Here is a 12567-nt window from a genome sequence, read left to right as displayed (position 1 = left end):
GCCTTTTGCCTGCTGACCCGCCTGCGTGAAGTTGGCGTGATCAAGCCCTGGGGCGTGGGCGGCAGCCGTGACGAGCTGATCGAGCACTGCCGTCTCTGAACAATACAGGGTTGTTTGTGTCCTATATATGGACCAAAATATGGTCCTGATTCGAGGGCGAAAAAATGCAGAACATCTTTGCTGACGTGACCGTAAGCGTGTCGGAACTGAAAAAGAACCCATCTGCTGTAATGACCGGAGCTGCGGGCATGCCCGTCGCAGTGCTTAACCATAATCGCGTGATGGGATACATGGTACCGGCCGAGCTGTATGAGGCCATGATGGAGCGCCTGGAAGATCTCGAATTGAGTGAATTGGCCAAGTCCAGGCTGGGGGAAAAAGGCGTACCGGTGTCTCTGGATGACCTATAAGCTCGAATTCCTGCCTTCAGCGCTAAAGGAGTGGGGCAAGCTGGGCCACACCGTTCGCGAACAGATCAAGAAAAAACTCGGCGAGCGTTCGCAATCCCCCAAGGTGCAGGCCGACGCGCTGCGCGACCTGCCGAACCACTACAAAATCAAGCTCAAGGCCTGCGGGTATCGCCTCGTCTATCGGGTCGAGGATGAGCGTATCGTTGTGGTGGTGGTATCGGTTGGCAAGCGCGAGCGCAGCGAGGTCTATCGCGCCGCTCAGAAGCGCTGAGCCCCATCACGTGTTCGCGTCAGCCAAAAGCTGCGCGCTGCCAATGCGCTTCGCTCACGATCGCGATGTTCGCGCCGGCTTCCCTGATTTCCACTGCTTTCTTGATCTTCGTGCCATAACTGCTATGCAGCCATTGGTCATTGCCAATACTGCCAATGACCAAGTAGTGGATCTTCTTGCTGACCCCGGCGGCGACTGCCCCCCCCACGCTCTATCATCAGTGCTTCGCAATCTTTGCGAGGCCCGTAAGCCATTGTCCCGGTAAATAGGAAAGTGCGGTCTCTCCATTCCAGTGTCGGTTCGGGACAATCAAGTGGCAATGTGGAGGGCGAAGAGAAGGGGTTGTCGCTGCAACGTGGCTCGCCGGTGAACTGTTGCAAAAGCTCCAGCAGTTCAGCTGACTCGGTGGCATCCAGCACATTGTCCTGAAGCATGTCACTCAGGCGACGGTACAATAAATTGATAACCGGATCTTCGAGATGAATGAGCTGCTGCTCCATCCATCCCCTGAGAAACTCAGCCTCTTGTTGATTGACTTGATTGTCAGCCGTCAGGCCGGCAGCGATGCCAATCAGTGCATCAACTGATCGCTGTGCGATTCGCGCTTCGTGGAAAAAGCGGCTGTTCTGAAACTCCTGGTAAAGATCGACCATTCCCTGCCCCCGTTTCTATTCCGTTAGAATCACAGCGTCGGCATATTTTTCCTGGTCCGGTGTAAATGTGGTGATCATGCCCGTGTGATTACAGCTCAAGGTGATTTCTGATCGTACGTCGATGAGCAGATCTTCGCCACGAAGGCCCTGCCATTGGGCCAGGTATTTGAAAGACCCGAACTTCATGGGTTTTTTCAATGCGCGATCATGTCCGCCTTTCCAACCAAGAACAGGGAGTGCGCCATTGGCACAGTGTTGGGCAAGGTCAGGTTGAGCCAGGGCCCGTTCACGACCAATCTCCCAGCACCGAATCAAGCCCTCATCGGGACCTTTCCATGCCTCTTCCCAAGTGAGTGATTGGCGGATAGGTTGATGGTGTGGGCGTTGAATGACTCCTGCAGTGCTATCCATGTCTGAAATTGTCCGTAGTGTCCAGTTGGATCGATGCTACTAATTGGCCATTATTGTGTCTAGTGCTTGCCGATGTTCTGCCAGGTACCTATTTGTGGGGTAAGCCGGGATGGTTTTTTGTTAGCCTAGGCTTTGTTGCAACGCCTCGATAAACACCTCTTCCGCCCGGCTGAACCGCTGTTCCTTGTTCCACAACAGGTGAATATCCACATCGGCAATCCCTTCCTGCGGCGGCAGCTTCCACAGCAACCCCGCTTCGACATCCGGTGCCACCACATGCTCGGGCAGGCAGCCGATGCCGAATCCGGCGATCACCAGCCGGCGTACTTCCTCAAGGCTTGGCGATGAGGCCACGATCCGCCCCGCAAACCCTTGCAGGTCACGGAAAATGGTCAGCGGCGACAACATGCCGCCAATCTGGTCGCTGGTGAAACTGACGAAGTTCTCCCGTTGCAGGTCGCCTTCGGCCTGGCCGAACAGGGCATGGTGCTTGCCACAGAAAAACGCATAGCGCTGGCGCAGGAACAGCCGCTGTTCCAGCCGTGGCTGTGCACGCCGGGTGAGGCTAAGGCCCGCAGTGGCGGTTTTTTCCTGCAGGGCGGCGACGATGTCGGAGCTGCGCATCACGTCGATTTCCAGTTCCACTCGCGGGCGCTGGCGGTGGAAGTCGGCGAGGAAGTTGTCGAAGCGTTCGCTGACGATGCGGCTGATCATCAGCAGGCGCACTTTGCCCACCACTTCGTCTGCCGGTTGCTCCAGCAAGCCGCCGATCTGCGACATTTGCCCATACACCTCGCCGGCGAGCTGGAACAGCTGCTCGCCCATTTCTGTCAGCACGAAGCGCGGCCCTCGGCGGGCAATGAGCTGGCGGCCGAGCTGCTCTTCAAGGCGCTTGAGCGCCTGGCTTACCGCCGGTTGGGTGAGGTGCAGGCGGGCGGCGGCGCGGCTGATGGACAGCTCTTGGCCGATGACCCGGAAGGTGCGCAGCAGGTTCCAGTCGAGGCGGTCGTTGAGCAGGCGGTCAGACATGGCGAGGGCTCGATGATAAGCGTGGTTAATAGTTCGAATAATAAATAGAAAATTGACTAATCATAGCCCCGGGCCGATAAATCGCATGCATTGAAGCCTGGTGCGTCGGCGTCGTCTTCTTCGCGGGCGTGCCCGCTGCCACACGTTCTGCACTGTCAGCAGACATCGTGCGATCCCTGTGGGAGCGGGCGAGCCCGCGAAGAAACCAGCACCGAACCAGCAGGCCAAGCGCCACTAGAGCGCCACCGTGTCCCAGCAACTCCTGCCAGAACAACAAGCAAAGGAGCCCCCATGAACCCCACCGCTTCCGCCCAGCCGCGCCGTGCAGCCGCCGCCGCGTTCATCGGTACCATGATCGAGTGGTACGACTTCTACATTTACGCCACCGCCGCCGCCCTGGTGTTCGGTGCCTTGTTCTTCCCCTCTGACGACAGCCTGTTCAGCACCATGGCCGCGTTCGGCACCTTCGCCGTGGGCTTCTTCGCCCGGCCGCTGGGCGGCATCGTCTTCGGTCACGTGGGCGACCGAATCGGACGCAAGAAGTCGCTGGTCATCACCCTGCTGATGATGGGCATCGTTACCGTGTGCATCGGCCTGCTACCGACTTACGCGCAGATCGGCGCCACCGCGCCGGTGCTGTTGATCCTGCTGCGCATCGTTCAGGGCATTGCCGTGGGCGGCGAGTGGGGCGGGGCGGTATTGATGGCGGGTGAGCATGCGCCCAAGGGCCGGCGTAACTTCTTCGCCTCGTTCGCCCAGCTGGGCAGCCCGGCTGGCCTGATTCTGTCGCTGTTGGCCTTTGGCGCGGTTACCCGCCTGCCTGAAGACGAGCTGATGAGCTGGGGCTGGCGCGTGCCGTTCCTGGCCAGCGCGTTGCTGCTGCTGGTGGGGCTGGCGATTCGCCTGGGGGTGAATGAGTCACCCGAGTTCATCGCCAGCCGCGAGCAGGCGCAAAAGGCCCGGCGCAAGGAGCAGGCGCCAGTGTTTGAAGTGCTGCGCACCGCCTGGCGCCCGCTGTTGCTGTGCATCGGCGCCAACACCCTGGGCATTGCCGGGGTCTATTTCACCAATACCTTCATGATCAGCTACACCACCCAGCAGTTGCACCTGGAGCGCTCGTTGATCCTTGAATGCCTGTTCTTTGTGGCGATCATCCAGCTCTGTGTGCAGCCGCTGGCGGCGTGGCTGTCGGAAAAGGTCGGCGCGACGCGCTTCCTGGCGCTGGTTGCGCTGCTGGCGATGGCCTCGCCCTACCCGATGTTCGTGCTGGTCAGCTCGGGCCAGGGCCCGTTGATCGTGCTTGGCATCGCCCTGGCCGCAGCCTGCATGGCTTCCTTCTACGCGGTCATTGCCGGCTATGTCAGCGGCATGTTCGCAACCCGCGTGCGCTACACCGCCATTTCTCTGGCCTATCAGATCTGCGGCGCGATCGCTGGCGGCCTGACCCCGCTGATTGGCACCTGGCTTGCCCATACCTTCAGCGGCCAATGGTGGCCGATGGCAGCCTTCTACACCCTGATCGCCACCATTTCGCTGGTTTGCGTGCTCGCCTTGGCGCGCCAGTACGCCCGTAGCCAGCGCCTGGAACTGGCCTGATCGAACCCCAACTATTCTGGAGTACCCGCATATGTTGAAAAGCAATGGCGAACGCCTGTGGGCGAGCCTGATGGCCATGGCCGAAGTCGGCGCCACCGCCCGCGGCGGCAACTGCCGCCTGGCCCTCAGCGACGAGGACAAAGCCGGCCGTGAACTGTTCAGCCACTGGTGCCGCGAAGCGGGCCTTAGCCTGTCGGTAGATGCCATCGGCAACCTGTTCGCCCGCCGTGCCGGCAGTGACCCGCATGCCGCCCCGGTCATGATGGGCAGCCACCTCGACACCCAGCCCGAAGGAGGCCGTTTCGATGGCGTCTATGGCGTGCTGGCCGGCCTGGAGGTGGTGCGCCGCCTGAACGATCTGGACATCCACACCCGCAAGCCGCTGGAAATTGCCGTATGGACCAACGAGGAGGGCGCGCGCTTCACCCCGGCCATGTTTGGCTCGGCGGTGTTCACCGGCAGCCTCGCGCTGGCCGAGGCGCTGGCCATTCGCGATGCCGATGGCGTCAGCGTCGCCGACGAGCTGCACCGCACCGGCTACGACGGCCAACGCCCGCTGGGCGGCGAGGTGGATGCCTATTTCGAGGCGCATATCGAACAAGGCCCGATCCTTGAAGACAACGCCAAGGCCATTGGCGTGGTCAGTGGTGGCCAGGCCATCCGCTGGCTGGACGTGACGGTCGAGGGCATGGCGGCACACGCCGGCACCACGCCGATGCCGCTGCGCAAGGATGCGCTGTACGGCACCGCGCGGATGATCCAGGCCGTTGAGCAACTGGCAGCGGACTTTGCCCCCGAAGGCTTGACCACCGTAGGTGAGCTTTCCATTGCCAAGTCCTCGCGCAACACCATTCCCGGCCTGCTGCAGTTCACGGTCGACCTGCGCCACCACCGCGACGAGGCCATCGAAGCCATGGAGCGCGAGCTGACCCTGAAGCTGCAAGCCATCGCCAGCCAGCGTGGCCTGCAAGTGCGTATCGAGCGCCACTGGGTGAGCCCGGCGACCCCGTTCGATGCCGACTGCGTGGCTGCCGTGCAGCAAGCGGTGGACGGCCTTGGTTATGCGCAGCAATCGATTGTCAGCGGGGCGGGTCACGATGCCATCCTGTTGGCGCGGTACTGCCCGACGGCGATGGTGTTCATCCCCTGCGTCGGTGGACTGAGCCACAACGAGGCTGAGGACGTGCTGCCTGATGATGCCCGACAAGGCGCTGATGTACTGCTGAACGCTGTGCTGGCACGGGCGGGGTGTCTCAAACAGGGAGATGACTGATGTGTGCAGCTTTAGGGGCGGCAGCTGTGGTGTAGCTGCCGCCCCTGAACTGCGGTTTTCGAGTTTTTGGTAGGGGCAATGAGCAAATGTATTTGTGAATAAGTCCGCAACGCTAGAATTCGACTTGGGCTATCAACTTTGATTAAAAGTATACTTATTCTCGAGCATGAATTTTGGTGCACTCCATGTTGGACCTTTCACATATCCGCCGGCTTTTTGTTCAATCAAGCCGTCGCTCGTCATTTTTCTGGTCAGTTCGATGAGGGCCATGCAGTCACCTAGGTGAATCCAATTGTTCTGGGTATAAAGCCTGTCTATGTGCGGGTGGGAGATGCCATTACCTCTGGTGAGAAATAAAATCACATCCGTAGGGGGTTCGTTTTTAACTACGTCGTGGATAGTGTTCATGGATTTTCCCGCTCAAGTTGGATTGCATCTGCTTCTAGAGCTTCCGTTGTATACAATAGCGTGGCATCTGATCCAAGCTGATAGTCTTCTAAAGTGGCCGCGTGAGTATTGTTCCAAGCCTCGCCACGATCAGTTGGTAAAATTTTATCAGCAATGCCAAGGGCGCGGAAGCGCTCAAGCTCCCTTATTTCATGTGTGAAAAATCGCTTGTCGATGTCGGTTGTTTGTAGGGTGCCCTGTAGGATTTTCTCAAGTCTATCGATCATGACTTTGTTTGCATCCGAAGGTAGAAAGCGACTTACGTGAAGTTTGACTAACTCGACGCCGTCTGCTGTGATCCGGGCCTCTCTCCAATCCAGTCGTTCGATTGCTCCCCCGGCTTTTTCCGGGTTATAGGGACGTCCGCTGTAAATCCCTATGGTTGTCGCGCCTGGATAGGGAGAATTGAAAACTACGTACAGTGGCGGTAGGCCAGACTCTGGCGGGAAGCAGTAGATGCAGTCTTTGTAATTTGGTGGCTCATGGGCAAGGAGTGGTGTCGCTTCTGTCCATGCTCGTCTGAGGTTAATCCCGAGAAATCAAATCGTCGCTCCTCTAGCGCTGAGATTTTGTAGAGTCACGCGCCATTAACGGAAAGGAATTCTGTGATGGTAAGGCGCTACGAACTCACGGACGAGGCCTGGGATGTGGTCTCCGATCTCTTCATCGAAACCCATGGCCGCGGCCGGCCCCGACTGAGCGACCGGCTGATGCTCGATGGTGTGCTGTGAGTGCTCTGCTCAGGTGCTGCATGGCGAGATATGCCAGAGCGCTTCGGCCCATGTTCAACGGTGTATCAACGGTTTCGGGGCTGGCGAAACCAAGGGACTTTCGAGCAGATGCTCGAACGTCTGCACCTGCGACTGAATGAGCAGGGCTTGATCGATCTGCAAACCTGGATGATCGACTCAACCGCAGTACGCGCAACCCGAGCCTCATCTGGCGCCGGGAAAAAAGGGGGCCTGACGAGCCTGCCGATCATGCTCCAGGCCGCAGTCGCGGTGGCCTGACAACCAAAATCCACATGCTCTGCGACGCCAACGGAACACCGCTGCGCTTTCTCCTCTCCGGCGGTCAAGCCAGTGACATCAGCTACGCACAACCACTATTGGACAAGGTCAGCATTCCATCGAGCCAACGTGGCCGCCCGCGCAACCGCTGCAAATGGCTGCTCGCCGACAAGGGCTACGACGCCGAAGCGCTACGCCGCTACTGCGACCAATATCGAATGCAACCCGTCATCCCGCTGCGCTCGATGAAGCGCAAGCCCAAGCCTGGCTTACCAAGACTGTTTGACCGGCCAAAATACCGACAGCGCAACATCATCGAGCGCATGTTCGGCTGGCTGAAAGAGAACCGCCGGATCGTGACCCGCTTCGACAAGCTTGCGAAAAGTTATGCCGCCATGGTCTCACTGGCTTGCTCCATGCGGTGTTTGCGGTACAGAGCCTAGGGGCGAGAGGAGCAAGCGTGAAGACGTCGTGGCGAACTACATCCCACCCCGGCGCACATGCTTGACGAACACCTTCTCCAGCAACTCCCACATCGCCGGGTCGGTACTGAACGCCACATTGAAGCGCATCCACCCGGTCGCTTTGGCATCGACCATGAACAACTGCCCAGGCCCAAGCATGATGCCTTTCTCCAGCGCATCATCCAGCAATGCGGCACTGTCCGGAATCGCCGGGTGGCGGGTCCAGATGTACATGCCTTCATCCGATTCGGTGAACAGTTCGAAGCCCAATCGATGCAGATGCCGGCCAACTTCCTGATGCGCCTCGGCCAGCCGCTGGCGCAGGCGCTTGAGGTGCTTGCGCCAGCGGCCGTCGATGATCGCGGCGTACACCACACGCTCCATCACCTGCGAGGTGGTCAGGCCTGAGCGCATTTTCAGGTGCAGCAGTTTCTGCATCAGCTCGGGGTTGGCCAGCATGTAGCCGACCCGCACGTTGGGCGAAATGCTCTTGGAGTAGCTGCCGACGTACACCACCTGCTGCAGGTGGTCGAGGCTGGCCAGGCATGGCTGCGGCTCGGCGACCATGTCGGCGTACAGGTTGTTCTCCACCAGGCGGAAGCCATGCTGGCTGGCCAGCTGCAGCAGGCGATGCAACTGCGGCAGCGGTGTGCGTGAGCAGGTCGGGCTGTGCAGGTGCGGCTGGGTGAAGAACGCCGTCGGGCGGTGGTGGGTGAGCAATTGTTCCAGCTGGTTCAGGTCGTAGCCGGCCGGGGTGCGTGGGACGCCGACCAGCGTCGCGCCCTGGGTACGCAGGATGCTCATCAGGTTGGGGTAGCCGGGGTCGTCCACCAGCACCACATCGCCAGGGCGCACCAGGGTGCGTGCGGCCAGGTCCAGGGCCTGGCTGGCGCCGTGGGTGAGCATCAGCTGCGCCGGGTTGGCGACGATGGAAAGCTCTTGCTGCAAATTCTGCGCAGTCAGCGTACGCAGCTCCATCAGACCCATGGGGTCGCCGTAGCCCGACAGTTCCAGCGGGCTACCCGCCACCTGGCGCAGCCCCCGACGCAGGCCTTCTTCGTACATCCAGTCGTTAGGCAGCCATCCGCACCCCGGTTTGAAGGGCAACTGGCGGATCTCGAAGATCTGCTGCAGGTACCACTCGGAGTTGAACGTTGGTCGGCTGGCGTCGGCCTCGGTATTGTGCCGTTCCAGTAGTTCGCCCGCCGCACGGTTGACGAAGAACCCCGCATTGCCACGGCTCACCAGCAGGCCCTGGGCGACCAGGCGATCATAGGCCTCGACCACGGTGAAAGTACTCACCGAATAGCTCGCGGCAAAGGCGCGGATAGACGGCACCTTGGCGCCCGGCTTCAGGGTCTGGTTGTCGATCAACTCACGCAACCCGTCGATGATCTGGTTGACCAGCGGGGTGGAGGAGTCTGGATGTAATTCGAACATTCGGGGCCTTCAGGGTGCGTATCGCCTGGCGTCTGCAGGGTGTACTGCAAGGGCGACCTGTACAGTGCAGTGCGAGATTCATGCCACTGTGCATGGCTCTCTGCGTCGGACATTTTTACATTAGGTGTCGGATATCGCCACATAAAGCATGTTCAGTTCGCTTCAGGCAGTCGTCCTGGGGCGCGTCAGCAGGCCGCCATGGAGGGCCTGCGTGTGTTCGTTCACACCATCCTGCCCGCATTAGCACTGATGTACAGGTGAAACCGCCAGCCATCGGGGTTTCACGGTTTTCCTTGGATAAAAAGAAGCACGGGGTACACAACTGATGGACGCAACATCCACAACCACCACCGCGAAAGGCGGGCACGAGAGCAAGCTCAGTGCCTCGCTGAAGTCGCGCCACCTGACGATGATGTCGATCGCCGGGGTAATTGGCGGCGCCTTGTTCGTCGGTTCCGGCAGCGTGATCCACAGCGCCGGCCCAGCCGCTGTCCTGGCCTACCTGGCGGGCGGCATCCTGGTGGTACTGATCATGCGCATGCTGGGTGAAATGGCGACTTCCTCGCCAGACACCGGCTCGTTCTCCACCTACGCCGACCGCGCCATTGGCCGCTGGGCCGGTTTCACCATTGGCTGGCTGTACTGGTGGTACTGGGTCATCCTCATGGCCTGGGAAGCCTATGTGGCGGGCAAGATCCTGCATGGCTTCTTCCCCGACGTTAGCGTCAATGTGTTCGTGCTGGCCACGACCCTGCTGCTGATCACCGTCAACTTCTTCAACGTCAAGCACTACGGTGAGTTCGAGTTCTGGTTCGCCTTGATCAAGGTGATCGCGATCGTCTGCTTCCTGATCGTGTGTACCGCTGCCGTGATGAACGTGTGGCAGTTCGGTGAAGTGCGTGGCATCAGCCACCTCACCGCCGAAGGCTTCATGCCCAATGGCATCACCACCGTGATCGGTGCGCTGCTTGGGGTGATGTTCGCCTTCCTGGGCGCCGAAATTGTCACCATCGCAGCTTCGGAAGCCAAAGACCCGGCCGCGCAGATCGTCAAGGCCACCAACTCGGTGGTATGGCGTGTGTGCCTGTTCTACGTCGGTTCGATCTTCCTGATCGTCTGCCTGGTACCGTGGAACGACCCGCACCTGGGCGTTTCCGGCTATGGCGCCTATCGCCGTACCCTGGAACTGCTGGGCGTGCCGTATGCCGAGCTGCTGATGAACTTCGTGGTGCTGACTTCGGTGAGCAGCTGCCTGATCTCGGGCCACTACACCGCTTCGCGCATGCTGTTCTCCCTGGCTCAGCGTGGCGATGCGCCGTCGTTCTTCAAGATCACCCGTGCCGGCACCGGTGTACCGGTATACGCGATCATGGGCTCGTGCGCCGTGGCCGTGGTGTGTGCGCTGATCAACTTCAGCGAGACCCTGCGCCCGAAAGACGTGCTGGATACCTTGATGAACACCACCGGGATGATCGCCCTGCTGGTGTACCTGGTGATTGCCTTCTCGCAACTGCGCATGCGCCGCAAGCTGATTGCCGAAGGCAAGGAAGTGCGCCTGAAGATGTGGCTGTTCCCGTGGCTGACCTACCTGGTGATCGCGTTCATCGTGGCCGCCCTGGTAACCATGGCCTTCATGCCTGACTACCAGATCCTGGTTATTTCCACCGGTATCGCGGCGGCAGTCGTGGTGGCAATGGGCGTGGTGCACCAGATCCGCTCTGGCAGCAGCAAGCAGCACTAAGCGTCACTCGTGTCTGGAAACGGCCGGCTCCCTTGGGGACCCGGCCGTTTCGCGTTGTTGGGCCTGGGCTTTTTCTGCGGGCATGTGGAAGCGCTGGTTCATCCACGGCGAGCCGAGCAGGGCGGCGGCGCCGATGAGGGCCAGGATGGCGAGGGCGATGTAGGGCTTCATGGGCATGCGCATACATGGACTGACTCCACGCGTAGGTAGTCAGTTCCGGCCTCATCGCCGGCAAGCCAGCTCCCACAGTTGATAGCTGTACCCAGCCGTGTGGTGACCCTGGTGGGAGCTGGCTTGCCGGCAATGAGGCCATAGCAGACAAACACAGGTCTGCGCCTCTACAATGCGAAGCATTATCACTTGGCGCCGGCCCTCCATGTCTAATACACCGCCCAACCAGGAACTGCTCGACGCGCTGGCGTTGCACTATGACGACCTGGTTCGCTACATCCGCCAGCGCTTTCGCGACCGCCATTTTGCCCGCGACCTGGTGCATGACGTCTACCTGCAGATTCTCGACAAGCCTCCCCGCCAGCGCATTTCGCTGCCGCTGGCATTTCTGCGCAAGGTCACCTTCAACCGGGCCATCGACCGGGTGCGCGCCGAATCGCTGCGTGCGGCTCACCTGGCTGCCGCGAGCCATGACGAACCCGCCCTGGACAGCTGGGACGGTGCCCGCGAGCTGGATTTCGAGCAGCAGCTGCATGCCCTGCTGGCGATTATCGAGGCCCTGCCGGCACGTCAGCGCCAGGTGTTCCTGCTGCACCGTATCCATGGCATGGCTCAGCGTGACATTGCCGCCGAGCTGGAGATTTCGGTCAACATGGTCACCCAGCACTTCAACCGGGCGATGCGTACCATCGCCAGCCGCTGGGAACCGGCCCGGCGCCTGCATGGCGAGGCACGGGCATGAGCCAGGGCAAGCGTGAAAGCAAGGCCCAGGCCGACCCGTTGGAGGTGTTCAGCGAAGCCCTGCGTGAGCGGGTGGCGTCCCGCGAGGCGTTGCTCGCCGAAGGCAAAGCCATGACCGCACGCCGGCGCAAGGCCGGCAAGGCGGCCAAGGCCAGCCTGCTGTCGTTGCTGGTGGCGGGCAGCCTGTGGTGGCTGGACCCTGCCTGGCATACCGAGCAGGTGAGGGTGGCCGTGGGCGCGCAGCGCGAGCTGGTGCTGGCGGACGGCAGCCAGGTGCTGCTGGATTCGGGTAGCCGCCTGCAGATTGAACGGCACCTGCGCAGCCGGCAGCTGGAACTGCTCGAAGGGCAGGCGCGGTTTACCGTAGTGCATGCCGATGCGCCGTTCATTGTGCACAGCCAGGGCGTGCGGGTGCGTGATATCGGTACGGTGTTCGACGTGCGCAGCGATGTGCGTGGCGTGCGGGTAGGGGTGCTCGAGGGGGCGGTCGAGGTCGGCATTGGACACGGCGCTGTGCAACCACTGCGGGCCGGGCAGCAACTGCTTGCTGCTGCTGGCGAGTTGGGCGAGGTGCAGGCCGTGGCGTCAGGTGCGATGGAGGCCTGGCGCAGCTCGGTGTTGCGTTTTGACGGCACACCGTTGCGCGATGCGATTGTGGATTTGCAGCGCTACAGCGAGGTGCCATTGCGGCTGGCGGATGAACGTACCGGTGGTTTGCGCTTGTCGGGTGAGTTCGACAGCCGGCAGGTGCGGGCACTGCAGGAGCAGTTACCAGTGGTGTTGCCTGTGACGGTGGTGCGTGCGGCTGATGGTGGCTTGGTCATTGGCCGGGTTGATTGATCGCCTGCGCCGGCCTTTTCGCGGGCTTGCCCCACAGGTTACAGAAGTGAATCCGATGGTTCGGATATCC

Annotated in this window: 13 protein-coding genes and 3 pseudogenes; 8 read left to right on the top strand and 8 right to left on the bottom strand. The window is 60.8% G+C overall.

Annotated elements, in window-relative coordinates; translation table 11 throughout:
- Positions 1-164 precede the first annotated feature (164 nt).
- Positions 165-410: a type II toxin-antitoxin system Phd/YefM family antitoxin gene (locus E8E78_RS07925; protein WP_016500420.1), complete on the top strand. Its 246-nt coding sequence runs from the start codon at positions 165-167 to the stop codon at positions 408-410.
- Positions 400-681 (top strand): type II toxin-antitoxin system RelE/ParE family toxin, encoded by a 282-nt coding sequence (locus E8E78_RS07920; RefSeq protein WP_049275518.1) that lies wholly within the window; start codon positions 400-402, stop codon positions 679-681. The genes E8E78_RS07925 and E8E78_RS07920 overlap by 11 nt, the downstream gene beginning before the upstream one ends.
- Before the next feature lie 19 nt (positions 682-700).
- Here the strand turns inward: E8E78_RS07920 and E8E78_RS07915 are convergent.
- The 3 genes and pseudogenes from E8E78_RS07915 to E8E78_RS07905 all read right to left on the bottom strand — a co-directional run bounded on the left by E8E78_RS07915 (position 701) and on the right by E8E78_RS07905 (position 2774).
- Positions 701-1334, bottom strand: a pseudogene (locus E8E78_RS07915) (BRCT domain-containing protein).
- Between the two features lie 15 nt (positions 1335-1349).
- Positions 1350-1745, bottom strand: coding sequence for a hypothetical protein (locus E8E78_RS07910; RefSeq protein WP_049275513.1), 396 nt, complete (start codon positions 1743-1745; stop codon positions 1350-1352).
- A 120-nt stretch (positions 1746-1865) separates the two neighbouring features.
- A complete protein-coding gene (locus tag E8E78_RS07905) occupies positions 1866-2774 on the bottom strand; it encodes a LysR family transcriptional regulator (RefSeq protein ID WP_049275512.1) in 909 nt (302 codons plus the stop codon).
- Positions 2775-3065: 291 nt separating this feature from the next.
- On the opposite strand from E8E78_RS07905, the gene E8E78_RS07900 reads away from it, so the two are divergent.
- The gene (locus E8E78_RS07900; RefSeq protein ID WP_049275511.1) at positions 3066-4370 is read left to right on the top strand and encodes an MFS transporter; all 1305 of its coding nucleotides are present in this window, start codon (positions 3066-3068) and stop codon (positions 4368-4370) included.
- Between the two features lie 31 nt (positions 4371-4401).
- On the top strand, positions 4402-5643 hold the full coding sequence (locus tag E8E78_RS07895; RefSeq protein WP_049275510.1) for a Zn-dependent hydrolase: 1242 nt from the start codon (positions 4402-4404) through the stop codon (positions 5641-5643).
- 132 nt (positions 5644-5775) lie between these two features.
- On the opposite strand, the gene E8E78_RS07890 is transcribed toward E8E78_RS07895, so the two are convergent.
- The 3 genes and pseudogenes from E8E78_RS07890 to E8E78_RS29070 form a co-directional block, all read right to left on the bottom strand.
- Positions 5776-6051 (bottom strand): hypothetical protein, encoded by a 276-nt coding sequence (locus tag E8E78_RS07890; protein WP_059395092.1) that lies wholly within the window; start codon positions 6049-6051, stop codon positions 5776-5778.
- Entirely contained in the window at positions 6048-6317 is a 270-nt protein-coding gene (locus E8E78_RS29075) for a hypothetical protein (RefSeq protein ID WP_308115471.1), read from the bottom strand. The genes E8E78_RS07890 and E8E78_RS29075 overlap by 4 nt, the downstream gene beginning before the upstream one ends.
- Positions 6318-6512: 195 nt before the next feature.
- A pseudogene (locus tag E8E78_RS29070) lies at positions 6513-6620 on the bottom strand (S-type pyocin domain-containing protein); the annotation flags it as partial.
- A 78-nt stretch (positions 6621-6698) separates the two neighbouring features.
- Here E8E78_RS29070 and E8E78_RS07880 point away from each other — a divergent pair.
- Positions 6699-7543: pseudogene (locus E8E78_RS07880) on the top strand (IS5 family transposase).
- A gap of 36 nt (positions 7544-7579) precedes the next feature.
- Here E8E78_RS07880 and E8E78_RS07875 read toward each other — a convergent pair.
- The gene (locus E8E78_RS07875; RefSeq protein WP_049275504.1) at positions 7580-9004 is read right to left on the bottom strand and encodes a PLP-dependent aminotransferase family protein; all 1425 of its coding nucleotides are present in this window, start codon (positions 9002-9004) and stop codon (positions 7580-7582) included.
- 325 nt (positions 9005-9329) lie between these two features.
- Here E8E78_RS07875 and E8E78_RS07870 point away from each other — a divergent pair, with 325 nt between their 5' ends.
- Positions 9330-10745, top strand: a complete 1416-nt coding sequence (locus E8E78_RS07870; protein WP_016486018.1) for an amino acid permease — start codon at positions 9330-9332, stop codon at positions 10743-10745.
- Positions 10746-10748: 3 nt separating this feature from the next.
- Here E8E78_RS07870 and E8E78_RS07865 read toward each other — a convergent pair whose 3' ends face one another.
- Positions 10749-10928, bottom strand: coding sequence for a hypothetical protein (locus E8E78_RS07865; protein WP_016500411.1), 180 nt, complete (start codon positions 10926-10928; stop codon positions 10749-10751).
- A gap of 193 nt (positions 10929-11121) precedes the next feature.
- On the opposite strand from E8E78_RS07865, the gene E8E78_RS07860 reads away from it, so the two are divergent.
- Together E8E78_RS07860 and E8E78_RS07855 are read left to right on the top strand one after the other, a co-directional pair.
- Positions 11122-11658, top strand: coding sequence for an RNA polymerase sigma factor (locus E8E78_RS07860; protein ID WP_016500410.1), 537 nt, complete (start codon positions 11122-11124; stop codon positions 11656-11658).
- Positions 11655-12497, top strand: a complete 843-nt coding sequence (locus tag E8E78_RS07855; RefSeq protein WP_049275503.1) for a FecR domain-containing protein — start codon at positions 11655-11657, stop codon at positions 12495-12497. The genes E8E78_RS07860 and E8E78_RS07855 overlap by 4 nt, the downstream gene beginning before the upstream one ends.
- The last annotated feature ends 70 nt before the right edge of the window (positions 12498-12567 follow it).

The organism is Pseudomonas sp. BN505 (assembly GCF_029873175.1).
GTDB classification, from domain to species: domain Bacteria; phylum Pseudomonadota; class Gammaproteobacteria; order Pseudomonadales; family Pseudomonadaceae; genus Aquipseudomonas; species Aquipseudomonas putida.
This window is presented reverse-complemented; position numbering and strand designations above follow the sequence as displayed.

Excerpts from the sequence above, each read along its gene's own strand:
- E8E78_RS07910 (WP_049275513.1), bottom strand. The coding sequence starts at position 1,745 with ATGGATAGCACTGCAGGAGTCATTCAACGCCCACACCATCAACCTATC.
- E8E78_RS07905 (WP_049275512.1), bottom strand. The coding sequence starts at position 2,774 with ATGTCTGACCGCCTGCTCAACGACCGCCTCGACTGGAACCTGCTGCGC.
- E8E78_RS29075 (WP_308115471.1), bottom strand. The coding sequence starts at position 6,317 with ATGATCGATAGACTTGAGAAAATCCTACAGGGCACCCTACAAACAACC.
- E8E78_RS07875 (WP_049275504.1), bottom strand. The coding sequence starts at position 9,004 with ATGTTCGAATTACATCCAGACTCCTCCACCCCGCTGGTCAACCAGATC.
- E8E78_RS07865 (WP_016500411.1), bottom strand. The coding sequence starts at position 10,928 with ATGCGCATGCCCATGAAGCCCTACATCGCCCTCGCCATCCTGGCCCTC.
- E8E78_RS07890 (WP_059395092.1), bottom strand. The coding sequence starts at position 6,051 with ATGAACACTATCCACGACGTAGTTAAAAACGAACCCCCTACGGATGTG.
- E8E78_RS07900 (WP_049275511.1), top strand. The coding sequence starts at position 3,066 with ATGAACCCCACCGCTTCCGCCCAGCCGCGCCGTGCAGCCGCCGCCGCG.
- E8E78_RS07895 (WP_049275510.1), top strand. The coding sequence starts at position 4,402 with ATGTTGAAAAGCAATGGCGAACGCCTGTGGGCGAGCCTGATGGCCATG.
- E8E78_RS07860 (WP_016500410.1), top strand. The coding sequence starts at position 11,122 with ATGTCTAATACACCGCCCAACCAGGAACTGCTCGACGCGCTGGCGTTG.
- E8E78_RS07920 (WP_049275518.1), top strand. The coding sequence starts at position 400 with ATGACCTATAAGCTCGAATTCCTGCCTTCAGCGCTAAAGGAGTGGGGC.
- E8E78_RS07925 (WP_016500420.1), top strand. The coding sequence starts at position 165 with ATGCAGAACATCTTTGCTGACGTGACCGTAAGCGTGTCGGAACTGAAA.
- E8E78_RS07855 (WP_049275503.1), top strand. The coding sequence starts at position 11,655 with ATGAGCCAGGGCAAGCGTGAAAGCAAGGCCCAGGCCGACCCGTTGGAG.
- E8E78_RS07870 (WP_016486018.1), top strand. The coding sequence starts at position 9,330 with ATGGACGCAACATCCACAACCACCACCGCGAAAGGCGGGCACGAGAGC.